The following is a 22274-nucleotide window of genomic DNA, read 5'->3' on the forward strand; positions in this document are numbered from 1 at the left end:
CGAATGTGCCAGCAGAACAGGAAGCAAAGCATGATTTTCCCTTGTATTTTGTCCGGTGGTGTCGGTTCGCGGCTGTGGCCGCTGTCACGCACCGACCGGCCAAAACAGTTTTTGCCACTGTTTGGCGGGGAAAGTCTGTTCCAGAAAACCTGCAAGCGCGTCAATCGGCCGGACTTTGCCGCTCCGATCGTGATCGGCAGCAATGCTCACCGGTTTCTGATCGGCGAGCAGCTCAACGAACTGGGGCTCGAAGCCCGGTCGATCCTGCTTGAGCCTGTCGGCCGAAATACAGCGCCCCCTGCCCTGATGGCAGCGTTGATTGCCGCTGAAACCGACCCGAACGCCCTGATCCTGCTGTTGCCATCCGACCATCTGATCCGGAAGGAAGATCTTTTCCTGACTGCCGTCCATCAGGCGGAGACAGCAGCTCGCGCAGGCAAGATCGTGACCTTCGGCATCGAACCCAGCGAAGCCAATACCGGATACGGATACATCAAGGTTGCAAGTGGCAGCGAGCCTGTGCGGCCTGTGGAAGCCTTTGTCGAGAAGCCTGACCAGGACCGTGCCGATGCCTTCCTGAAGGACGGCAGCTATGTCTGGAATGCCGGTATCTTTCTTTATGCCGCCAATACGATGATTGATGCTTTCAAGAAGCACCAGCCGGAGCTTTACGAGAACATCGTCGCCGTCATGAAGACACGGCATGGGGATCTGGATTTTACGCGACTGAACCAGGAAGCCTTCGAAGCACTGGACAACATTTCCATCGACTACGCCATCATGGAAAAGGCGGACAACGTCGTCTGCGCGCCCGTTGCACCGGAATGGGACGACCTGGGTTCCTGGTCGGCGATCTGGACGGTCCTGGACAAGGATGCCCAGGGCAATTCCGGATTGGGCGATGCCCGCTTTCTCGATAGCAACAACTGCCTGGCCTATGCTGAACGCGGGCTCGTATCCGTTATCGGCCTTGAGGATGTCATGGTGATCGCCACGACCGACAGCGTGCTTGTTGCCCACAAGGACAAGGCGCAGGACGTCAAGACCGTTGTGGAGCAACTGAAGGCGGAAGGCAGGCATGAGGTGGACCGTCACCCGAGGTCCTATCGTCCTTGGGGCTACACCGAACGCATCAACGCCGGCGAGCGTTTTTCCGTTCAGTCGATGATGATCAAGCCGGGAAAGAGGCTCAGCCTGCAAAGCCACCTTCACCGGACCGAGCACTGGGTGGTGGTGTCCGGTACGCTCGAGATCACGATCAATGGCGAAACGCGCCTGCTCAGCGAAAACCAGTCCGCATATGTGCCGCTTGGAGCGCAGCACACGTTGCATAACCCGGGCAAGATTCCGGTGCGGATGATTGAGGTGCAGTCCGGAACCTACCTGCAGGAAGACGATATCCGGCGCCATCCGGAAACATCACAAAACTCCTGACGAGATCGTTTTTCCTGTGATGTGTTCTTGCCCTGCCAGATGATTTCCGGCAAGACTTCACCTCAATTCGCGACCATGCCCCAGAGGCCAACGCCACGCGACGGAGAGGAAAACGCTCATGCATCATGTCTTCATTTGCGATTATGTCCGCACCCCCATCGGACGCTATGGCGGCATGCTGTCCTCTGTCCGCGCTGACGATCTAGGTGCGATCCCCATCAGCGCCCTCATGGAGCGCAATCCGGACACGGACTGGGCCGAGGTAGATGACGTCTTTTATGGATGTGCCAACCAGGCCGGTGAAGACAACCGAAACGTCGCGCGCATGTCGGCACTGTTGGCGGGCCTGCCGGAGACAGTTCCCGGTCTGACGCTCAACCGGCTTTGTGGTTCGGGAATGGATGCCGTGATGACTGCGGCCAGGGCGATCAAGGCCGGCGAAATCGATCTGGCCATCGCAGGCGGCGTTGAAAGCATGTCCCGCGCACCTTTTGTCATGCCAAAGGCAGACACCGCCTTTTCCCGCTCGGCTGAAATCTTCGACACGACAATCGGCTGGCGCTTCGTCAATCCGCTTCTCAAACGCCAATATGGTATCGATTCCATGCCGGAAACGGCGGAAAACGTTGCCGAACAATTCCAGATCTCGCGACAGGACCAGGATGCCTTCGCGCTGCGCAGCCAGCAGCGAGCCGCCGCCGCTCAGCAATCCGGTCGGTTCGCCGAAGAAATCGTTCCCGTGATGATCCCCCAGCGCAAGGGCGACCCTATTCTAGTGGACAAGGACGAACACCCCAGGAACACAACCCTGGAGGCCCTTTCGGCACTCAAGACACCGTTCCGTGAAAATGGTTCGGTGACCGCCGGCAACGCGTCCGGTGTCAACGACGGTGCTGCGGCTTTGCTGATCGCGTCGGAAGCAGCGGTGGCCAAGCACAATCTCACGCCGATCGCCCGCGTCGTCGGTGGAGCCACCGCCGGCGTTCCGCCGCGGATCATGGGGATTGGCCCCGCGCCGGCGACGCGCAAGCTCTGCGCGCGCCTCGGAATCGCGCTGCCGGAGTTCGACGTGATCGAACTCAACGAAGCTTTCGCCGCCCAGGGCATTGCGGTCATGCGAGACCTTGGCCTGCCCGAAGACAGCGAAATCCTCAATCCGAACGGCGGTGCGATTGCACTCGGCCATCCGTTGGGGATGTCTGGCGCCAGAATCACGGGAACAGCAGCACTGGAACTGAAAAAACGGGATGGAAACCTGGCGCTTGCCACCATGTGCATCGGTGTCGGCCAGGGTATAGCGCTGGCTCTGGCATCAGCGTGAGGCGTTTCTGATCAGATCGACAGTTTGGCGTGCCGGTCTTCACCAGTGCGCCAATACCGGCTCGGGCCAGTCCCCACCGGCACCGGCCGGTCTTTTGCGGCAGGTGTTGCTATCTGAGGAAAAGGCCCTGACTGCCCCCTCTTTTCCATCGTCTCGCTGACTTCGCCCAGTTCATCCGACAGCCTTTCGAAGAGCAGGCTGGGCATGCGCAGCGTCGCGACATAGTAGGAAATCGCCTCATCTGCCGCTTTTTCCAGGTCCAGTTGACCGATTTCGCGCAGGGCATTTTCCGCCATCACATGAAGCTCGACTGCGTCTTCGACCAGTGGCTGCGCAACCTCTACCGCCTGGTCGGAATGGCTAGCAACCCAAAAGGCGATTGACGCTGAAAGGCTAACAAAAACAAAAACGTGCAAGTTTCTCAAAAGAAATCGCATTGCAACCCCAATGAATAATTAACAAAACGTTAATCTACCATTGGTCGTACAGGGCGCGTGGGAGATCTGCAACCTGTCCTTGCAGTTCGCCCGTTTTTTTCGAACGCCATGGTTAACAGCGGTCTGCGCTGTTCGGAGACCTACCCTTCTTCGCTTCCCGATCCTGGAACGGACCACTGCGGACGTACTGACAGTCCTTCAGCTACATGACCTGGCCGCCCCTTCCCGGCACCGGAAACGGGGCACTGTCAGATTTGCCTGTAGGTATTTGCAGGTACGTAAAATTTTACATGCGGTATTACCGGGACTTTAGATCCTGCGACTGTATAAGCGCGGCATCAAAACGGAGGACGTCATGATCGAAAGGACCGGTGAGATGAGGCTCTCATCCCTGGGATTGCTGCTACTTTTAGCAGCTGCGGCCATGACCTTGTTTGCTGATTTGGGGCCACAACCCTCGACTTCCGCCAAGGCCAAGTCAGTTTACCAGCAACTCGCTCATTGACCGTTTACGCAAGGTGCCGAACTGACCGAGAAGGTTCACCGGTGCAGATCGTGCCCGCGATTTGCTCTGGCTGGAACCGGCACCGGTTTCATTTGCCCGGTGAAAGATATCGGCAGTCTGCGCCTTGCGGCCCCACCTCCGCCTTTTCCGCTTCGGCCGGTTTCACCCAACAACATGATGGCTGAGCCCATGACCACGGACCCGAGCGTGATGAACAGGCCGAATGCCAGCATGATGACCGGCAGCACTGGGTCCTCTGCCGACATGACAAGCACTCTCAGATTACCGATATTGCCGAGGAAAATGCCGCCGAGCACGAGGCCGGCAATTGCCGTTCCCGCCAGGCCGTTGACTGCAAGCAGACGAAACAAGGGATCTCTCGGAAGCTTCAAGCGAACTGGCCCCTTCATCGACAATGCCATGTCGCGCACTCCTCGCTCTGCGATTGCTGTTGCGATGCATGATCAGCCTAGCGCCGATCGATACCTGCCAACAACCTGTCAAATAGACCGATTAAGATCATTTTGAAGATCAGCTCATAGTTTATTCATCTTCGACGCAAGATTTGTGCAGCGCACTCTTGATTACAAATGCGTGAGCATATATTTGTTCGATATATCGAACCAACATATGACACTTCTTACGATGCCTATAGCGTCATCCGGATCGCAACCGGGCTCGTATGAAGGCCATCATGCCGGGAGGACGCTCCCAGGCACGGAGTTGTCAATGAGTGTACGCAGTCTCTGCCTCGCAATCCTTTCTTTCGGGGATGCCACCGGATACGAAATCCGGAAGGAGTCGACCGAAGGCCGGTTCAGCTATTTTGATGATGCGAGCTTCGGCTCGATCTATCCGGCGCTGGCGCGTCTGGAATCGGAAGGGCTTGTAACCGTGCGCGAGGAGCCGCAGGCAGGCAAACCTGCCCGCAAGGTCTATTCCATCACCGATGCCGGCCGGGAAGACTTCATCCAGTCCCTGTGCGATCCACAGGCGCCGGACACTTTCAAATCACCCTTTCTGCTGATCGCCCTCAACGCCGCGCAACTGCCTCCCGAGGTCATCCGCCGCGCGGTCGAACGGCGCAAGGCGCAGGTGCACGCTGAATTGCGCCTGCTGACAGACAACGAAAAAGACCAGGAATGTTCGCACCCCGGGTCCAATTGGACCCGTGAATACGGCATTGCCTGCATGAATTTCACCCTCGCCTACCTGGAAGAACACGGTGAGGCACTGATCAGGATTGCTGAAGAAGCGGCGCAGCCGGTTGCGGCCGCCGCGGAGTAAGCGCAAGACGTTTCGGAGCTTTAGACAATGCGAGTGAAGTTTTCCTACCTCCTGGCGACCGGCATCGCGGCCGGCATCGGTTTCTGGATGTATAGCGGCACGATGGTGATCGGTGGTGTCGGCGACAGCGAACATGCCACCCCGCCCCCGGCGCTCAGGGTCAGCCAGGCCTCCACCGAGACCTTCCGCGTTCAGGTGGAACGTCTTGTGGCGCAAGACCGTCGAGCCGTTCTGGAAGTGCGCGGGCGCACCGAAGCCGAAGCCACGGTGGCTGTCAGATCCAAGACAACCGATGATGTGGTGGAGCGCCCGGCGCAGGAAGGCGCGCATGTCGCCGCCGGCGATGTGCTTTGTGTTCTCGACAAGGGATCGCGGCAGTCACGCATTCTGGAAGCCAAGGCTGCCCTGGCTCAGGCGCAACTGGACCATGAGGCAGCAACTCAGTTGAACAGCAAGGGCTTTACCGCTCAAACCCGTGTGGCTGCCCTGCAGGCCCAGCTCGATGCTGCAAAGGCGCGCCTGATTGAGGCCGAGCAGGAGCTGGAACACACAGTTATCCGCTCGCCGATTGCCGGCGTCATCCAGAGCCCCATGGCTGAAATCGGCGCACAGCTTGAACAAGGCGGCATCTGCGCGACGGTGGTTGATGCGGATCCGATGATTGCCATCGGCGAAGTGTCGGAACTGAATATTTCCGAGATCTCGCTGGACATGCCGGCAACGGTCACGCTCGTGACGGGTGAATCGCTCAGCGGCAAGGTGCGTTACATCTCGCCGACGGCAAATCCGGACACGAAAACCTTCCGTATCGAGATCGAGCTCCCCAATCCCGACGGCAAGGCCAGGGACGGCGTGACGGCAGTCACCAAGCTGGAGCTGGCTGCGGAGAAAGCACACAAGATTTCGCCAGCAATTCTGACGTTGAACGACGCCGGCCAGGTCGGCATTCGTGCAGTCGATGAAAACAACAAGACTGTCTTCTACCCCGTCAAGGTGCTGGGTGGAGAACAGGACGGAATGTGGATCGGCGGTCTTCCCGACGAAGTCGTCGCCATCACCGTGGGGCAGGAATACGTCTCGGATGGAGAACTCGTGCAACCGGTCTTTGAGACGGCAGAGGTGAGTCAATGATAGACATGCTTGAAGGCGTCCTTCGGCGCCCCAAGACGGTATTCGTGATGATGCTGGCGCTGATCGTTGCCGGTGTCGCCACCTATATCTCGATCCCGAAAGAAGCCAGCCCGGACATCGATCTGCCGATCTTCTACATTTCGATCACCCAGCAGGGCATTTCTCCGGAAGATTCCGAGCGCCTGCTCGTGCGGCCGATGGAAACGGAGTTGCGTGGCCTTGACGGGTTGAAGGAAATCACCGCGATCGCGTCGGAAAGTCATGCCGGCATCGTGCTGGAATTCGACATCTCGTTCAACAAGGACGAGGCGCTGGCGGACGTGCGCGACAAGGTCGACCAGGCCAAGAGCAAGCTGCCGGACGAGGCTGAAGAGCCGACGATCACGGAAATGAACTTCGCACTTGCGCCGACCATGATCATCGCCTTGTCGGGCAACGTGCCGGAGCGCACGCTCTACAAGCACGCCCGGCGTCTCAAGGACGAGATCGAGGCTATCGACACCGTCCGGTCGGCGGATCTGACCGGGCATCGTGAAGAGCTGCTGGAAGTCCTGATCGACACCCAGAAACTGGAATCCTACTCGATCACCCAGCAGGAGCTCCTGAACTCGCTGCAGCTCAACAACCAGCTTGTTCCTGCGGGCTTTATCGACGGCGGCAAGGGTCGCTTCAACGTTAAGGTACCCGGCCTCGTAGAAACCGCAGAGGATGTCTACACGCTGCCGCTGAAACAGAGCGGTGAAGGTGTCGTGACCCTTGCAGATGTCGCCGAGATCCGGCGTACCTTCAAGGATCCCAACGCCTACACACGCGTCAATGGCAACCGGGCAATTGCTCTTCAGGTCGTCAAGCGTATCGGCACCAACATCATCGAGAACAACGCGGCAGTCCGTGAAGTTGTCGAACATGCCTCCAAGGACTGGCCGGAAACCGTTCGTGTCGACATGATGCTCGACCAGTCCAACAACATCTTCGAAGTGCTTGGCTCGCTGCAATCGTCGATCCTGACGGCGATCTTCCTGGTGATGATCCTGGTTCTGGCGGCGCTTGGCATGCGCTCCGCGCTGCTCGTGGGTCTGGCGATCCCGACCTCCTTCATGGTTGGCTTCCTGATCCTTGGCGGCGTTGGCTACACGGTCAACAACATGGTCATGTTCGGCCTCGTTCTGACCGTTGGCCTGCTGGTCGACGGCGCCATCGTGATGACCGAATATGCCGACCGCAAGATCCAGGAAGGCATGGAAGACCGCGAGGCCTATATCCGTGCCGCGAAGCTGATGTTCTGGCCGATCGTCTCCTCGACGGCCACCACACTTGTAGCGTTCCTGCCCATGCTGCTGTGGCCGGGTGTTGCCGGCGAGTTCATGAGCTACCTGCCGATCATGGTGATCATCGTCCTGACCGCCTCGCTGTTCACCGCCATGGTGTTCCTGCCGGTGACAGGGGGCATCCTGGCCCAGGTCTCGCATTTCCTGAACAGGTATGCCGCTGGACTTCTGGCACTGACATTTGGCGTTCTGGCCGCCGTCATTGTCGGATTCGGCCCGTTCGTACCGATGGCTCTCGAAGGCGTCGTACCAGCGGTGGCTGCAATCGGCATCGCCATCCTGTGCGGCCTGGTGGCCCTCGTCCTTGTCGGCTTTGTTTCCTACAAGCTGCTGCGTCCGTTTGTGCGCTGGTCTCAGGCACGAGCTGCCAAGAGAGCCGAAAAGGAACGTGCGGAAGCTGCCGCCCTTTCCGGCTCCGAAGCTTTCGATGTCAAGAAAGTAAGCGGGTTCACCGGCATCTATGTTCGCATCCTGAAGATGTTTGCAGGCAACCCGATCGGTAACATCGCCGCCATCGTGCTGCTGATCGGCAGTTGCTTTGCGATCGTCGGCGCGTTCATGGCGAACCCGACCGGTGTTCAGTTCTTCATCGATGAAGAACCGGAACAAGCGGTGGTTCTTGTTTCCGGCCGTGGCAACATGTCTGCCTCGGAAGCGCGCGATCTCGTTGTGCAGGTTGAAGACAGGATCATGTCCATTCCGGGCGTCGACAATGTCATCACCAACGCGTTCACACCAGGTGGTTCGTCCGGCGGCCCCTCCGTCGGCGACGTCCAGGACAAGCCTGCCGACGTGATGGGCGAGATCAATATCGAGCTTGCAGACTTCTGCTGCCGCCGGGTGGCGAAGGAGATCTTCGCCGACATCCGTAACGCGACCAGTGATATCCCCGGCATCAAGGTGGAGACCCGCAAGATCGAAGGTGGTCCGCCAACGGGCAAGGACGTTCAGCTGGAGATCAAGTCCACCGATTACAACGACATGGTTGCTGCTGTCGCCCGCATTCGCGAGCACATCAACGGCATGGATACGCTGATGAACCAGGAGGACGACCGTCCCCTGCCCGGCATCGAATGGCAGATCTCCATCGATCGGGAACAGGCCGGCCGCTACCAGGCAAGCATCGCTTCCGTTGGCAACATGGTCCAGCTGGTCACCAACGGTGTTCTGATCGGCACCTATCGTCCCGGAGACAGCGAGGACGAGGTGGACATTCGCGTTCGCCTGCCGGAGAACGAGCGGACCATTGACCGGTTCGACCAGCTGCGGCTGCAGACCTCGCTTGGACTGGTGCCGCTGGCAAACTTCGTCAGCCGCGAGCCGGCCCAGAAGGTGTCGGAAATCGTGCGTCGTGACGGGCTCTATTCCATGTTCGTGAAGGCGGCGGTCAATCCGGAAAGCGGTTCCACGCCGACAGAACAGGTTGCAGATCTTCAGAAGTGGCTGGATACGCAGGAATGGCCTGCCAACGTGTTTCTGAAATTCCGCGGCGCGGATGAGGACCAGCAGGAGTCTGGCGAGTTCCTGATGAAGGCGATGGTGGCATCGCTGTTCCTGATGTTCCTGATCCTGCTGACCCAGTTCAACTCGTTCTACCAGACGATCCTGACACTCTCGACGGTGGTTCTGTCAGTGTTCGGGGTGCTGCTCGGAATGCTCGTCACCAATCAGCCGTTCTCGATCATCATGACCGGGACCGGGGTGGTGGCGCTTGCCGGGATTGTGGTCAACAATGCCATCGTTCTGATCGATACCTACAACAGGTTCCTTCATGACGGCCTTCCCCCGCTGGACGCGATCCTGAAAACATCCGCTCAGCGTATCCGGCCGATCCTGCTGACCACCATCACGACCATCGCCGGCCTGGTGCCCATGGCCACCATGATCAACTTCGATTTCTTCAATCAGGTGATCACCTATGGCGGCATCACGGCGGTCTGGTGGGTGCAGCTGGCAACGGCGGTCATATCCGGCCTTGCTTTCTCCACCTTGCTGACGCTGCTGATGATCCCGGTCATGATTGCGCTGCCGAGTGTATGGTCAAGCACCTTCTGGAAGGTGGTGTCCACCGTTCGGCGCAAGCCAGGTACTGCCACCGAGGAGGTAACTCCGGAACCTGTGGCTCTTGGCGATCAGCCCGAACAGCGCCCGGCTGCAAAGGTGGTTTCCATGCCGAAGCCGTCGCAACCGAAAATCCCCCCGCAGGAGGAACTGCCGCACGCGGCAGAGTGATCCTAAGCGCCTCCAAGCAAAAAGGCCGCCGGTTTCCGGCGGCCTTTTTGTTTGCAACACGCAGCGTGTCTTCACCCGAATTCCAACCACTGCCCCTTGAATTGCGGCCCATCAATCAATATAGTTGCAAAATACAACTATATAGGCTTTTGCATGTCCCAGCATTCCCCCTCCCTCGTCAACGATATCCGTGCAGCGTCCCGCCAACTAGTCCGGGAATTCGGCTTTCTGGACAAGACCATCGCCGGTACGGATCTGTCCGGTTCAGGTGTCCATGCAATGATGGAAATCGGTTTGAACCCCGGCATTACGGCCAAGGAAATCTCGACGAGACTAAAGCTCGAGAAATCGACCATCAGCCGTTTGCTGAAGTCACTCGAGGCCCGCGGGGAAATCACGCAAACCCGGTCTGACAACGATGGCCGATCATTCGGACTGACTTTGACCGAAACCGGTAAGGCCACCTTTGCGAAGATCGACAACTTTGGCGATGCCCTGGCCCGACGGGCGCTCAACCGGGTCAACGGGGACAAGGCACAAGAAATTTGCGATGCCATGTCCGCCTATGCGGAAGCGCTCGCCATGCCGCAGGAAACGCCGGCAGATTATCAGCCACAATTCACGGTCGCTGAAGGTTATCAAACCGGAATGATCGGCGACATTGCCGGAATGCATGCCCGCACTCACGGCCACATCGTCGGTATGGGGCCAACCTTTGAAAGTGTGGTCTCAAACGCCATGGCCGAATTCATGCCGCGCATCGGCAAACCGATGAACAACAGCTGGAGCGTGCTCGAAAACGGAGCCGTTATCGGATCGATCACCATTGATGGCGAAGACCTTGGCAACAACATCGCACATTTGCGCTGGTTCATTCTGTCCGAACGCCTGCGGGGCAAAGGACTGGGAAAAGTGCTGCTCCAGAAAGCCCTGGAACACTCGGATGCGCTTGGGTTCGATGAAATCCACCTCTGGACGCTCAAGGGGCTTGAAGCCGCACGTGTGCTCTACGAAAGAAACGGGTTCACCCTTGCGGAGGAATATGTCGGCGACCAGTGGGGCAAGGCCGTCACGGAACAGAAATTCATAAGAATTCGCCCGAAATAATTTCGCAGGCCCCGCAGGCCCCTATCACTGAGCCATATGAGCCTTTCATCCCAAAAGGAACGGTTCGGGTCTTCGCCAGAACCGTTCCTGTGATGGCTCATCCCTTGGAGATGGAGTTCCCGCCATCACAGAGCATGGCGGAACCGGTAACGAAAGAACTGGCGTCAGACAGCAGAAACGCAGCCGCCTTGGCGATCTCTTCGGGTTCAGCCATCCGCTTCAACGCGTGGAGGCCGGCGATATACTCGCGGAATGCCGGGTCATCGCCCCCCATCTCGGTCTTCGTGCCCCCAGGAAGAAGCGCATTGACCCGGATGTTTTCCGGTCCGTGTTCCACGGCCAGAACCTGTGTCAGGCCGACAAGCCCCGCCTTCGCAGCCGCATAGGCGGCCATGCCCGGAAAACCGATGGTATGGCCAACGAACGATGAGGTGAACACAATCGATCCGCCTCCTCGTTCGCGCATGGCCGGGATCTGGTATTTGGCCGCGAGAAAGGCGCTGTTGAGATTGGTGGCGACAACATGGTTCCAGGTTTCCATGCTCATGTCCGGCACCGGCCCCATCTCTCCAAGGGTGCCTGCATTATTGAAGGCTCCGTCGAGGCCACCAAAGGCGTCGAGCGTCGCTTTCACGGAAGCTTCGGAAAATGTGGTATCGCAGACGTCGCCAACGAACAGTGCGACCCGGTTGGACGCATGGGGCAATGACGACCGCAGCTCTTTCAGTCGGTCTTCCCGTCGGGCAGCCAGCATCAGGTTCGCACCGGTGTCAGCCAGAAGATGCGCGGCAGCCGCTCCGATGCCACTGCTGGCACCGGTGATCAGAATTGTCTTTCCATCAAGCATGAGAAGGCTCCTCATTTGTCGAGGAGGCCTAATTGAACCAGAAAATCGCCTGCTGAAACCCGATTTGCGATCAGGTGTGCGTCAGCCGCCGTGGTCCTTGTCCCTGTCCGCGATGTTGTCGAGATCTGTATCGCATTCGTCACCGTCGTCATCGAGGCCCAGCGAGGCGTCTGCGAGCACCAGCTTCCTGTGCGCACGCCAGGACAACGGAATGGTCAGCAGGTAAAGGACCGCTCCTCCCGCCAACATCCGGAAGGGATAGGAAACGGTCAGCGCCACCACCAGAACCGCAACCAGGAACAACGGCAATACAAAGTCGCGGCGCACCCTCGTGCCCAGCGTCTTGCCGGAATAGGTCGGCAAACGGCTGATCAGCAGGAAGGCAACTCCGATCGTATAGGCTGCAACAAAAGCTGAATCTGCGAACCAGTGCGGAAACAGGCCGAGAAAATCGAGATAAAGCGGCAGGAGCACGGTCAGCGCTCCGGCCGGTGCAGGCACGCCTGTGAAGAAACGTGACGCCCAGGCAGGCTTGTTCGGATCGTCCAGGGCCACATTGAAACGCGCCAGACGAAGTGCGGCGGAAATCGCGAAGATAAGGCCTGCGATCCACCCCATGTTGCCTGCATCCTTGAGGATCCAGAGATAGAGCATCAAGGCCGGCGTGACGCCGAAATTGACAAAATCCGAGAGGGAATCCAGTTCCGCACCGAAACGCGACGTTCCCTTCATCATGCGGGCGACACGGCCATCGAGCCCGTCCAGCACGGCTGCCACGAGAACGGCACCGACCGCGAATTCCCAGCGGCCCTCGAAGGCCATGCGCACAGCCGTCAGACCGGAGCACAGCGCGAGCAACGTCACCATGTTCGGAATGATCAGGCGCAAGGGTACGCGCCGGAAACGCGGTGTTCTGCGGGTGTCGGCCGGTCCTTGATCGGGCGTCTCGTTCACGGTGGCCTCAGCTTACACGGGTCAGGGACTGAGCCGGGCTTTGCGGTGCCGACAGATCGGCCAGCACGGTCTCGCCGGCAATCATGGTCTGGCCGAGGGCAACCTTTGGCTGGGTTCCGACCGGAAAATAGACATCGAGACGTGACCCGAAACGGATCAGACCAAAGCGCTCGCCGGCAGAGAGATTTTCTCCTTCACGAACGAAGCAGACAATACGGCGGGCAACAAGACCGGCGATCTGCACGACACCGATCCGGCCGTTGCCGGTGTCGATGACCAGTCCGTTGCGCTCGTTGTCTTCACTGGCCTTGTCCAGTTCCGCGTTCAGAAACTTGCCGGCACGGTAGGCGACGCGCTCTATGCGCCCGCCGACAGGTGCCCGGTTCACATGGCAGTTGAACACGTTCATGAAGATGGAGACCCGCATCAGCGGTTCAGAACCGAGTTCCAGCTCAGCAGGCGGGCGTGCCAGGCCAACAAGGCTGACGACACCATCTGCCGGAGAAATCACCAGCCCTTCGCCGACAGGCGTCACACGCTTGGGATCGCGGAAGAAATAACAGACCCACCCTGTGAGGAAGAGGCCGATCCAGAACAGCGGATCGATGAACCAGCCGATAACGAGGGTCGCCACCAGAGCAATCGCGATGAAGGGCCAGCCTTCACGATGGATCGGCACCATGGCCTTGGAGACGGAATCGACTATCGACATCTTCTTTTCTTCGCTTTCCATTGCTGCCCGGCGGCAGGCGTATTCCCGGCCCGGGACTGAACGCACCCGTTGCGCTTTAGCTTCTGCCCCGCTTCTAGTGGCTTTTCAAGGCAAAGAGAACCTGCTTTTCATGAAAATCACACGGTTTGCGACCCACTTGAGCCAGTGGAAGCCGTCCGATAGTCGCTCTCCCAGTAGGGCGGTCGACCGTACTTTGAAATCAGGAAATCGACAAAGGCGGTCACCTTGGGCGGAACGAACTGGCTTGGCGGATAAACGGCCCAGATCGCCCCGGTGCGGGCAATCGTATAGTCTTCCATGACGGCGACCAGACGCCCGTCGCGCAGGTCTTCCCAGACATGTGCCAGTGACTTCAGGCTGAGGCCAAGGCCGTGAAGCGCGGCGTCGTAAGTCAGGTCGCCGCTATCGCCCTTGATGACCGGCTTCTGGATTTCGAAGGCGACCTCCCCCTCCGGCCCGTTGAAATACCAGAACGGCATGGAGGCCATGGCGATGCAGTCGTGGTTGGCAAGGTCTTCCGGTGTGTGCGGCACGCCCTTGCGAGCCAGGTAGGCCGGTGATGCACACAGGGCCCTTGGATTGCCGCCCAGCTTGCGGGACAGCAGAGAGGAATCGGTCAGTGGCGCTCCCCTCACCGCCATGTCATAGCCTTCCTCGATCACGTCCACGATCCTGTCGGAAAAGTCCATTTCCAGCCTGATATCCGGGTAGAGTTCGCGGAACTCCACCAGATACGGCAGAATGTGCTTTCTTCCGAAGAATGTGTTGCAGGAAAACCGAAGCGAGCCGCGCGGCGCTTCTGTGGATGCTTCCAGGATCGAGCGGGCCTGTTCGATCTCACCAACTGCGGTGCGCGCGTGTTGCAGCAAAACACGCCCGGCTTCTGTCAACATCGTGCGTCTGGTGGTGCGGGCAAAAAGCTGGGAACCGAAGGACTTCTCAAGGCCGGTCAACCGCGTGCTGGCAGCTGAAGGCGACAAGCCGATTTCCCGTCCGGCAGCAGCCATGCTGCCCAATTCCGCAATGCGGACAAAAAACTGCAGGTCTTCCAGTCTCATTATTCCAATCTTTCGAAGAATTAATTCTACACTAGCCTCATTCTTCGAAGGAACGCAATATGAGACAAATGCTCATCCCAAGCGATGGAGAGCACCATGACACATACAGGAGACGACTACGAAGCCCGCGCCCGCGCTGCCCGCCACCAGGAACTGCGCCGCCTTGCCAAGGCACTTTCAAGACTGTTGTTCAAAAGGGGTGAAGCTGCCCAAAACACCAATCTGCCGACAACAGGCCATGTGGCCTGCGACAATGATCAGGCACCGCAAACAATTCGTGCGGCCTGACCTCCGGCAAGTTTCTGACTTCTTGTCATGCAGGAAGACCGGTGGTGGAGATCCGGGATCAGTGAGCCCAGATCTCTCATGCAAGGGTCAGCGTCATACCGGGAACAGGAGCATCCCCTCTCCCGGCCAGGGCTTGGCCAGGCCGGATGACCAGGAATAGCTGTTGCCAGACCTATTTCGCCGGTACGTAATCAGCCCTCTGACCACGTGTGACGATACCAAGATCGTCATTTTCCCTCGCGGCACGCAGCCGTTCCTCGGCCTCGTCCGCTTCGCGCTGGCGAGCCCACATTGAGGCGTAAAGACCGTCTCTGGCCAGAAGCTCCTGATGGGTGCCGCGCTCGGCAATCTCGCCACCTTCCAGAACGATGATCTGGTCCGCGTTGACCACGGTCGAAAGGCGGTGGGCAATCACCAGCGTTGTCCGATCCTGCGAAACCTCATCCAGCGCCGACTGGATCTCGCGTTCGGTATGTGTATCAAGCGCCGATGTCGCCTCATCGAGGATAAGGATCGGCGGAGATTTCAGGATGGTGCGTGCAATCGCAACACGCTGCTTTTCACCGCCCGACAGTTTCAATCCGCGCTCGCCGACTTCCGCGTCATAGCCCTGAGGTAGCCTTTCGATGAAGTCGTGGATCTGCGCCATGCGCGCAGCCTCCCGCACTTCCTCGTCGCTGGCGTCCGGGCGGCCATAGCGAATGTTGTAGGCAATGGTATCGTTGAAGAGCACCGTATCCTGCGGAACCATGCCGATGGCCTGACGCACGCTTTCCTGCGTCACGTTTCGGACATCCTGGCCATCGATCTCGACTGAACCGTCGGTGACGTCGTAAAACCGGAACAGGAGACGGGAGATCGTCGATTTGCCCGCACCGGAGGGACCGACGATGGCGACGGTCTTGCCTGCTGGAACCTCAAAGTCGATCCCCTTGAGGATCGGCCGGTCGGGATCGTAGTGAAAGCGGACGTCCTTGAACGCAATCTTTCCTTCAACAGCCTTCAACGGGCTGGCGTCGGGCCTGTCCTCGATTTCGGCGGGCACCATCAGCAGGTCGAACATGGATTCGATATCCGCAAGACCCTGACGGATTTCCCGGTAGAGGAAGCCGATGAAGTTGAGCGGAATGGAAATCTGCATCAGCAGCGCGTTGATAAGGACAAAGTCGCCGATGTTCTGCTCGCCCGCCAGTACGGCCTGCGCAGACAGCCCCATGCAGGCCGCCATGCCAATGCCCAGAATAACCGCCTGACCGAAGTTGAGCCAGGAAAGGGATGTCCAGGTTTTCGTAGCGGCACTCTCATATTTCGCCATGGAGACATCGAAGCGCGCAGCTTCCATGTTTTCATTGCCGAAATACTTGACCGTTTCGAAGTTGAGCAGACTGTCGATGGCCTTGGAGTTGGCATCCGTGTCGCTGTCGTTCATTTCGCGGCGAATGCCGATCCGCCAATTCGAGGTCTTGATGGTGAACCAGACGTAGGCAACGATCATCACTGCGACGATGACAACATAAAGGAAACCGAACTGGTACCAGATCACGGCTGCCATGATGGCAAATTCCAGAACCGTCGGAATGCCGTTCAAGATGGTGAAGCGGACAATCGCCTCTATGCCCTTCACCCCGCGCTCAATCACCCGGCTGAGCCCACCCGTCCGCCGGGCGAGGTGGAAACGCAGGGAAAGCTGGTGCAGGTGGCGGAATGTCAGGATTGCGAGCTGGCGTACGGCATGCTGGCCGACCCGGGCGAACAGTGCGTCGCGCAGCTGGTTGAAAGCCACTGCCAATACACGGGCTGCATTATAGGCAAGCACCAGCATGACCGGAGCTACCAGGAAAGCAGGCAGGTTGGAGCCTTCACCCGTCAGTGCATCCGTCGCCCAGGCGAAAAAATACGGCGACAGGACCGTCACGATCTTGGCAATGATCAGTGCGAAAATGGCCAGAAGCACGCGCTGCTTGAGATCCGGCCGATTAGACGGCCAGATGTAGGGCCACAGGTTGGCCAGCGTCGTGAAGGTGCTGCCTTCGTCTGCATTGACAGGCTTGCGGATGTGCGCTTGAGCGGAATGGCTGCCGGCAGCCGCAGCCGAGGGCTTTTGCGGCGGGGTCGCTGTCTGATCGGTCACACAAAATCTCCAGGCCGCGGAAGGCGGCCACTTGGGTTAGTCTGAAGCGGAAACCACTTGCGCACCGGCTGACTGTCCTGACTGGTCCGGCTGCGCCGCGTTCAGGCGCTCCCAGAAGTCCTTGGTCCGGCACTCCGCCAGACTGAGCACTTGCCAATTGAGCGCGTAGTGGCAATTCCTGCCCCGCGTGTCACAGCACAAGAGCCCGGCGTCCTTCAAAACCTGCAAATGCTGAGACACGGTCGACTGAGCCAACGGCAGGTGACTGACGATCTCACCGCAGCAGGCGCCCTGACGGCTTGCGAGCTGCTTGATGATTGCCAACCGGGCCGGATGTCCAAGTGCACGGAAGATAGCCGCGAGTTCCTCGCAACTTGCCAGACCTTCCTTGGAGGTCATGCAATTTCCACCGGCCGGCAGATCCGTCCCGCTCATGGGGCGGTTTCCTCATTCACGATTGTTTGTTTCATCGTTGATATGCGATGAATCATCAAAAAAACAAGGGGCTGATGCAAAAAGGCAGAGGATCATTCCGATCCCCTGCCTTCATTTTTGACGTTCAACCAAAGCGTAACTGACAGAGTTAAGCAGCGCCAACAGCCGAGAATTTTATAAATGCCCATGGCCGTTTTCAGACGTGTCGACAACGATCGATGTGCCGACAGAGGCCGGTGTCACCTCAGCCGTTGTTTTCGTCTGGTTTCGGCCAGCTCAGATCGCCTTCTGGTGTCAGGAACACTTGCCCCGGGTAAATCAGGTCAGGATTGCGGATCTGTTGCTGGTTGGCCTTGTAGATCGTCGTATAGCGAACGCCCTCTCCATAAAGACGCCGGGAGATCCGCCACAGGTTATCCCCCTTGCGGATGATCACGACGGGAAGAGACTTTTTCACTTCCGCGCCCTGGCCATCGGCTCCTGCACCCTCACCGCTTGCGACGACCTTGGTCAGCACAATCTGCTTGTCCTGTTCCTTTTCAAAGGTAACGGCTGCACGGGCGTCGACCGAGCTGCCGTCCTCACCGATCAAATCGGCGCGAACCTCGACATTTCCTTCAGAAATATTCTTTCCGCCTTCAATCAGCCACTTCCCGCCCGAACCGACCTTAGCCTCGCCCTGAAACTCGTCGCCGACGTAGACACGAACCGATGACCCAGGTTCGCCGGTACCGGCAACAAAGACCTTGTCCTTTTCGGACTCCACGGCTTCCACGGTCACCGTCGGCGCATCCGGTGCTGCTGCAGGAACATCAGCCGGTTCATTCTGGCCGGCTTGCGCAACGTCTGCGCCACTGTCCTGTGTTGCTACAGCTACCGGCGCTGCCCCTGATGACGTCGAAGCAACTTCGGTTTCTGCTGAAGCCGCCTGTCCCGATGCCTTAGCGGTAGAAACGGCATCACCACTGCTTGCCGTTTCCGGCACCGCGGTGCCTGTTCCAGATGAAGTCGTGTCGGCAGACGCAACTTCGGTCTGCTCAGAGGTACCGGCGGGCTGTTCGCTCGTCTCCCGGGAAGCCGTCTGCTGGCTTGCAGAGGTCCCTGCGGCGGGTTCCGCAGCAGCAGTTTCAGTTGCGGACGTCGACCCGGAGGCCTCGGCGGCGGTGCCTTCTGCAGAATCCGTTGTCGCAGCTGTTTGCGAACCTTCGCCAGTCGAAGTGATGGAAGCCACCTGCTGCTCGGCCTCAGGCTTTTGCAAGACGTCCGACGGACCGTCAGGCGTGTTCAGAACCACAAGGGGTTGTTCCTTGCCGCCTTCCGGCAGAGAAACGGCAAGCCGTTCTTCGGACGTGGCAATCGCTTTGCCGGTATCGTCATGAACTTCCAGGCCAACGTCATAGTCGCCCGGCTTCAACGGCTCATCCAGAATGATGGTCCATTCACCGACCTCATTGGCAATGCTCTTGCCGACAACCTTGCCGTTGGCAGTCAAGGCAACGATAGCGCCAGCGACAGACCGGCCCGCAACGACCGTTTCACCGGTCGGCTCAACGCCGACAACGTCAAAACTCGGGCCTGCACTTGCCGTTTCCGCGGCAGGAGCCTCATCTGACGCATCAGCCTTATCTGTTTCTGCAGATTGCGTCTTTGTGCCTGTATCAGAGCCTGCAGCCTGTTCGGTCGTGGCACTGTCGCCGGAGACCGATGGCGTGGCGGCAACTTCGGGACCGCTCTGGAAAGGCAGACGCCCCGTATCGCGATAGATGTAGCCCGTCACGAGAGCGGCCAGGCCAACAGGCACGGCTACGATCAAAGTCCAGATGAGTGTCTTGTTATTCATTGTGTGTCCTGCCGGGAAAGCAGCCAGGCGATGCGGCGCTTTCCAAATCCGTTCCCCTGTTTGCGCCCTTTCGGGTGCTGCCTGTCTCAGCCGAACTCCTGACCTTGATGGCCATGTTTCCTTTGCCGTCGGCTCTTCTTCAGATCGTGGTTCATGCATAGCCGTCTTTTCCAGGCGCGGCAAGAAAACCCGGTTCAGAACCAAGGCCTTTCAAACAGAATGCTTGACCTTGTGGCAATCTGAATGCCACATCTTTGCGTCATGAATACGGTTTCTCAAAATCAGCTTACAAGCGTCTGTGTTTACTGCGGGTCCAGCTTTGGTTCGGACCCTGCACACGAGGCATCCGCCACCCGTCTGGGCCAGCTAATTGCCGAGGCTGGCCTTCGACTTGTCTATGGCGGCGGCTCTATCGGTCTGATGGGAACCGTGGCCAATGCCGCCCTCGAAGCCGGCGGCAAGGTGACGGGAATCATTCCGCGTTTCCTGGAAAAACGCGAGGTGATGCTGGACACCCTCGAAGACCTGATCGTCACGCAGGACATGCACGAGCGCAAACACCTGATGTTCGAGAAAGCCGACGCCTTCATCGCGTTGCCCGGCGGTATCGGCACCCTGGAAGAAGCCGTCGAAATGATGACCTGGGCCCAACTCGGACAACACCGCAAGCCGGTGGCACTGGCCAACCTCAACGGCTTCTGGTCGCCTTTGCTGGAACTTCTGGATCATATGCGGGCACAGGGATACATCCGTCCGGACACTGAAGTTCCTTATCTTGTTGCCCGATCCGTGGACGATATCCTGCCCATGCTGCGCCGCGCGATCAACGGTGAGCCCCTGCCGGCACAAGAAGCATGCGCCTCGGTAACAGATCTCTAAAACTCTACTGAGTATAGAGGTTGGGAATACGTTCCCATGACTGTGAATATTGGAACCAAATCGATTTGCAGTCTGAGGAGTTGAATAGTACCGTCGCACGAAACGCAGGAAGAACAGGCCACTAAATGCAAACTACCCTTCTTGTTGAAGATGCGGCGTTTTTCGAGAAGGCAATCGTCAAGAAACTGCATGAGGTCGGACGTCACCAGATCATGGTGGCACGTAGCTACGAAGAGGCCGAGAACTGCCTCAATCTGCCGATCGGTGAACCCGACCTTGCTCTTGTCGACCTGACCCTTCCAGACGCCCCCGACGGCGAAATTGTCGATCTTTGCGAGAAGTGGAATATTCCCACGATCGTCTTCACCAGCCGCTTCGACCCGAAAACCCGAAGCAAGTTCCTGGAAAAAGGCGTTATTGACTACGTTCTGAAGGATTCTCCCGGCAGCCTGAACTATGTTGCGGACCTGATCCGGAAACTGGCGCAGAATCCCAAGATAGGCATTCTCATTCTGGACGATTCCGCGGTGGAGCGGGACGTGATCTCCAAGATCGTCGGCAAGCACCTTTACAAGATCTATCAGGCCAGCTCTACGGACGAAGCTCTCCAGACCCTGAAGGATTACAAGGACATCAAACTTGTCCTGGCGGACTATTTCATGCCCGACAAGGACGGCTTTGCCTTTCTGAAAGCCGTCCGCAGAGTGCATGACCCGGAGAAAGTCGGCGTCATCGGCATGTCGTCCTATGCCAATCCGGACAACCGGGTGCGGTTCCTGAAATACGGTGCAGCGGATTTCGTCGACAAGAACTGCCCTCCGGAAGAGCTGCTGCTGCGTGTGTCGCAGAACCTCGATTACATCTACCGGATCGAGGAACTCAACAACATGGCGATGCGGGACTCCCTCACGGGTCTCTACAACCGCCGTTACCTTCTGGAACAGGCCACCAAGGCAATCGCGACCTGGCCGGTATCCGAAGGACGAGCGCATTGGCTCGCGCTCCTCGACCTGGACTCCTTCAAGGCAATCAACGATTCACTCGGCCACGATTTCGGCGATGCGGTTCTGATCAGTTTTGCCCGCCACATGATGAAGCTCGCAAAGGAAGACGATATCGTCTCGCGGCTCGGCGGCGACGAATTCTGCATCGTGTTCCGGGACAAGGAAGAAGCCGAGGTTGTCGACGGACTGCAAAACCTACTGGACAACGTTCTGGCCTCGCCCGTGCGTCACGACGGCGAGGAACATCTGATGAAGACAAGCGTCGGCGTCGCCCCGCTCGAAAGCGGCAGGTTCGGCGATGCCCTGAAGACCGCCGACCACAGGCTTTATGCCGCCAAACGCAGTGGCCGCGGCCAGCTGGTTTCTTCAGACTGACCGCATCTTCCACAGTGCTCTGGCTGCGACTAACTCAGTTTCAGCTCCGGTAGCGCCGCCAGCTGTCGTAGGTAAACACCACCAGCGCAGCCCAGATCATGCCGAACGTCATCAGCTTGGTCGGGTCCAGCGGTTCGCCCCAGATATAAATCGCCATCAGGAAGTGCATGGACGGCGCCATGTACTGCATAAGCCCCAGCATGAAGAGCGGCAGGCGCCGCGCGGCTGAGGAAAAACAGATCAGGGGCAAGGCCGTGACAATGCCTGTCCCCACGAGGGCGAGCAGAACCGGCGGATCGTTCAAGACCATTGCGTCGACACCCCAGCTGAGGCTCAGCAGCATGTAGCCGGCGGCGAGCGGAAACAGCACAAGCGTTTCCACGAACAGTCCCGGCGTTGCCTTCACGGGCGTCACTTTTCGCACGTAGCCGTAGCCTGCGAAGGAAAACGCCAGCACCAGAGAGACCCACGGCAACCCACCTGCCAGGATCGCCTGCAGAACAACCGCAATGGCGGCAACGCCGACAGAAATCCCCTGCCAGGTCGTCAGTTTTTCCCTCAAAACGAACAGGCCAACCAGAATGCTGACCAGCGGATTGATGAAATAGCCGAGCGAAATATCGAGCACGTGATTGTTGGAGATTGCCCAGACGAAGGTCAGCCAGTTGACGGCAATGAAAGTGGCAGACGCCGTCAGCCCCATGAGCACCTTCGGCTGGCGAAAAACCTCGCGCACTTCCTGCCAGCGGCCGCGCGAATAGAGAAACAGACCGACAAACAGCACCGACCAGAGGATCCGGTGAGACACCACAAGATCTGCTGGCACGGTATCGGTCAGTTTGTAATAGGCCGGGAGGAAGCCCCACATGCCGTATGCCGCCAGGCCAAACAGAAGGCCCTGACGGAATTCGGCATTCGCTTCGGTGCTGGTCACCGTCTGCGACATGG

The 22274-nt window shown here is 58.6% G+C and carries 19 protein-coding genes; 9 read left to right on the plus strand and 10 right to left on the minus strand.

Annotated elements, in window-relative coordinates:
* The first annotated feature begins 30 nt into the window (after nucleotides 1-30).
* Together ACP90_RS17350 and pcaF are read left to right on the plus strand one after the other, a co-directional pair.
* Nucleotides 31-1434, plus strand: coding sequence for a mannose-1-phosphate guanylyltransferase/mannose-6-phosphate isomerase (locus ACP90_RS17350; RefSeq protein ID WP_082809936.1), 1404 nt, complete (start codon nucleotides 31-33; stop codon nucleotides 1432-1434).
* A gap of 118 nt (nucleotides 1435-1552) precedes the next feature.
* Complete coding sequence (gene pcaF, locus ACP90_RS17355; RefSeq protein ID WP_023003943.1) at nucleotides 1553-2755, plus strand: 3-oxoadipyl-CoA thiolase; 1203 nt, start codon at nucleotides 1553-1555, stop codon at nucleotides 2753-2755.
* Nucleotides 2756-2766: 11 nt separating this feature from the next.
* Here the strand turns inward: pcaF and ACP90_RS17360 are convergent, their stop codons facing one another.
* Both ACP90_RS17360 and ACP90_RS17365 read right to left on the minus strand, forming a co-directional pair.
* Nucleotides 2767-3051, minus strand: coding sequence for a hypothetical protein (locus tag ACP90_RS17360; protein WP_145915789.1), 285 nt, complete (start codon nucleotides 3049-3051; stop codon nucleotides 2767-2769).
* 681 nt (nucleotides 3052-3732) lie between these two features.
* On the minus strand, nucleotides 3733-4119 hold the full coding sequence (locus tag ACP90_RS17365) for a hypothetical protein (protein WP_062489066.1): 387 nt from the start codon (nucleotides 4117-4119) through the stop codon (nucleotides 3733-3735).
* 307 nt (nucleotides 4120-4426) lie between these two features.
* Here ACP90_RS17365 and ACP90_RS17370 point away from each other — a divergent pair, with 307 nt between their 5' ends.
* The 4 genes from ACP90_RS17370 (at nucleotide 4427) to ACP90_RS17385 (ending at nucleotide 10782) form a co-directional block, all read left to right on the plus strand.
* The gene (locus ACP90_RS17370) at nucleotides 4427-4984 is read left to right on the plus strand and encodes a helix-turn-helix transcriptional regulator (protein ID WP_023003940.1); all 558 of its coding nucleotides are present in this window, start codon (nucleotides 4427-4429) and stop codon (nucleotides 4982-4984) included.
* Between the two features lie 27 nt (nucleotides 4985-5011).
* Nucleotides 5012-6115, plus strand: coding sequence for an efflux RND transporter periplasmic adaptor subunit (locus tag ACP90_RS17375; RefSeq protein ID WP_062489067.1), 1104 nt, complete (start codon nucleotides 5012-5014; stop codon nucleotides 6113-6115).
* Nucleotides 6112-9675: an efflux RND transporter permease subunit gene (locus tag ACP90_RS17380; RefSeq protein WP_062489068.1), complete on the plus strand. Its 3564-nt coding sequence runs from the start codon at nucleotides 6112-6114 to the stop codon at nucleotides 9673-9675. Before ACP90_RS17375 ends, ACP90_RS17380 begins: the two co-directional genes overlap by 4 nt.
* 153 nt (nucleotides 9676-9828) lie before the next feature.
* Nucleotides 9829-10782, plus strand: a complete 954-nt coding sequence (locus ACP90_RS17385; protein ID WP_062489069.1) for a helix-turn-helix domain-containing GNAT family N-acetyltransferase — start codon at nucleotides 9829-9831, stop codon at nucleotides 10780-10782.
* Between the two features lie 97 nt (nucleotides 10783-10879).
* Here ACP90_RS17385 and ACP90_RS17390 read toward each other — a convergent pair whose 3' ends face one another.
* From ACP90_RS17390 to ACP90_RS17405, 4 genes are all read right to left on the minus strand, one after another.
* Nucleotides 10880-11629 carry an SDR family oxidoreductase gene (locus ACP90_RS17390; RefSeq protein ID WP_082809937.1) on the minus strand — a complete coding sequence of 250 codons (750 nt, stop codon included), beginning with the start codon at nucleotides 11627-11629 and terminating at the stop codon, nucleotides 10880-10882.
* Between the two features lie 81 nt (nucleotides 11630-11710).
* Nucleotides 11711-12583 (minus strand): phosphatidylcholine/phosphatidylserine synthase, encoded by an 873-nt coding sequence (locus ACP90_RS17395; protein ID WP_062489071.1) that lies wholly within the window; start codon nucleotides 12581-12583, stop codon nucleotides 11711-11713.
* Nucleotides 12584-12590: 7 nt separating this feature from the next.
* Nucleotides 12591-13361: a phosphatidylserine decarboxylase gene (locus ACP90_RS17400; RefSeq protein WP_267479105.1), complete on the minus strand. Its 771-nt coding sequence runs from the start codon at nucleotides 13359-13361 to the stop codon at nucleotides 12591-12593.
* Nucleotides 13362-13432: 71 nt separating this feature from the next.
* Nucleotides 13433-14374 carry a LysR family transcriptional regulator gene (locus ACP90_RS17405; RefSeq protein WP_055653605.1) on the minus strand — a complete coding sequence of 314 codons (942 nt, stop codon included), beginning with the start codon at nucleotides 14372-14374 and terminating at the stop codon, nucleotides 13433-13435.
* A 96-nt stretch (nucleotides 14375-14470) separates the two neighbouring features.
* Between ACP90_RS17405 and ACP90_RS17410 the strand changes: the two genes are divergently transcribed.
* On the plus strand, nucleotides 14471-14662 hold the full coding sequence (locus tag ACP90_RS17410) for a hypothetical protein (protein ID WP_145915790.1): 192 nt from the start codon (nucleotides 14471-14473) through the stop codon (nucleotides 14660-14662).
* A gap of 172 nt (nucleotides 14663-14834) precedes the next feature.
* On the opposite strand, the gene ACP90_RS17415 is transcribed toward ACP90_RS17410, so the two are convergent.
* The 3 genes from ACP90_RS17415 to ACP90_RS17425 all read right to left on the minus strand — a co-directional run bounded on the left by ACP90_RS17415 (nucleotide 14835) and on the right by ACP90_RS17425 (nucleotide 19068).
* Nucleotides 14835-16718 carry an ABC transporter ATP-binding protein/permease gene (locus ACP90_RS17415; protein ID WP_062491729.1) on the minus strand — a complete coding sequence of 628 codons (1884 nt, stop codon included), beginning with the start codon at nucleotides 16716-16718 and terminating at the stop codon, nucleotides 14835-14837.
* 111 nt (nucleotides 16719-16829) lie between these two features.
* Entirely contained in the window at nucleotides 16830-17228 is a 399-nt protein-coding gene (locus ACP90_RS17420) for a metalloregulator ArsR/SmtB family transcription factor (protein ID WP_062489073.1), read from the minus strand.
* 244 nt (nucleotides 17229-17472) lie between these two features.
* Complete coding sequence (locus ACP90_RS17425) at nucleotides 17473-19068, minus strand: LysM peptidoglycan-binding domain-containing protein (RefSeq protein ID WP_062489074.1); 1596 nt, start codon at nucleotides 19066-19068, stop codon at nucleotides 17473-17475.
* Nucleotides 19069-19329: 261 nt separating this feature from the next.
* Here ACP90_RS17425 and ACP90_RS17430 point away from each other — a divergent pair, with 261 nt between their 5' ends.
* Both ACP90_RS17430 and ACP90_RS17435 read left to right on the plus strand, forming a co-directional pair.
* Entirely contained in the window at nucleotides 19330-19947 is a 618-nt protein-coding gene (locus ACP90_RS17430; RefSeq protein ID WP_062491731.1) for a TIGR00730 family Rossman fold protein, read from the plus strand.
* Nucleotides 19948-20072: 125 nt separating this feature from the next.
* The gene (locus ACP90_RS17435) at nucleotides 20073-21326 is read left to right on the plus strand and encodes a diguanylate cyclase (RefSeq protein WP_055653596.1); all 1254 of its coding nucleotides are present in this window, start codon (nucleotides 20073-20075) and stop codon (nucleotides 21324-21326) included.
* Nucleotides 21327-21366: 40 nt separating this feature from the next.
* Here ACP90_RS17435 and rarD read toward each other — a convergent pair whose 3' ends face one another.
* Nucleotides 21367-22272, minus strand: coding sequence for an EamA family transporter RarD (gene rarD / locus ACP90_RS17440; protein WP_055653595.1), 906 nt, complete (start codon nucleotides 22270-22272; stop codon nucleotides 21367-21369).
* Nucleotides 22273-22274: the final 2 nt, after the last annotated feature.

Origin of the sequence: Labrenzia sp. CP4, from assembly GCF_001579905.1 — a bacterium.
GTDB lineage: Bacteria > Pseudomonadota > Alphaproteobacteria > Rhizobiales > Stappiaceae > Roseibium > Roseibium algicola.

Bases quoted from the DNA above. Each gene is read 5' to 3' on its own strand.
- ACP90_RS17390 (WP_082809937.1), bottom strand. From the start codon at position 11,629: ATGCTTGATGGAAAGACAATTCTGATCACCGGTGCCAGCAGTGGCATC.
- ACP90_RS17425 (WP_062489074.1), bottom strand. From the start codon at position 19,068: ATGAATAACAAGACACTCATCTGGACTTTGATCGTAGCCGTGCCTGTT.
- ACP90_RS17370 (WP_023003940.1), top strand. From the start codon at position 4,427: ATGAGTGTACGCAGTCTCTGCCTCGCAATCCTTTCTTTCGGGGATGCC.
- ACP90_RS17360 (WP_145915789.1), bottom strand. From the start codon at position 3,051: ATGGCGGAAAATGCCCTGCGCGAAATCGGTCAACTGGACCTGGAAAAA.
- ACP90_RS17420 (WP_062489073.1), bottom strand. From the start codon at position 17,228: ATGAGCGGGACGGATCTGCCGGCCGGTGGAAATTGCATGACCTCCAAG.
- pcaF (WP_023003943.1), top strand. From the start codon at position 1,553: ATGCATCATGTCTTCATTTGCGATTATGTCCGCACCCCCATCGGACGC.
- ACP90_RS17430 (WP_062491731.1), top strand. From the start codon at position 19,330: ATGAATACGGTTTCTCAAAATCAGCTTACAAGCGTCTGTGTTTACTGC.
- ACP90_RS17410 (WP_145915790.1), top strand. From the start codon at position 14,471: ATGACACATACAGGAGACGACTACGAAGCCCGCGCCCGCGCTGCCCGC.
- ACP90_RS17380 (WP_062489068.1), top strand. From the start codon at position 6,112: ATGATAGACATGCTTGAAGGCGTCCTTCGGCGCCCCAAGACGGTATTC.
- rarD (WP_055653595.1), bottom strand. From the start codon at position 22,272: ATGTCGCAGACGGTGACCAGCACCGAAGCGAATGCCGAATTCCGTCAG.
- ACP90_RS17405 (WP_055653605.1), bottom strand. From the start codon at position 14,374: ATGAGACTGGAAGACCTGCAGTTTTTTGTCCGCATTGCGGAATTGGGC.
- ACP90_RS17350 (WP_082809936.1), top strand. From the start codon at position 31: ATGATTTTCCCTTGTATTTTGTCCGGTGGTGTCGGTTCGCGGCTGTGG.
- ACP90_RS17385 (WP_062489069.1), top strand. From the start codon at position 9,829: ATGTCCCAGCATTCCCCCTCCCTCGTCAACGATATCCGTGCAGCGTCC.
- ACP90_RS17435 (WP_055653596.1), top strand. From the start codon at position 20,073: ATGCAAACTACCCTTCTTGTTGAAGATGCGGCGTTTTTCGAGAAGGCA.
- ACP90_RS17375 (WP_062489067.1), top strand. From the start codon at position 5,012: ATGCGAGTGAAGTTTTCCTACCTCCTGGCGACCGGCATCGCGGCCGGC.
- ACP90_RS17365 (WP_062489066.1), bottom strand. From the start codon at position 4,119: ATGGCATTGTCGATGAAGGGGCCAGTTCGCTTGAAGCTTCCGAGAGAT.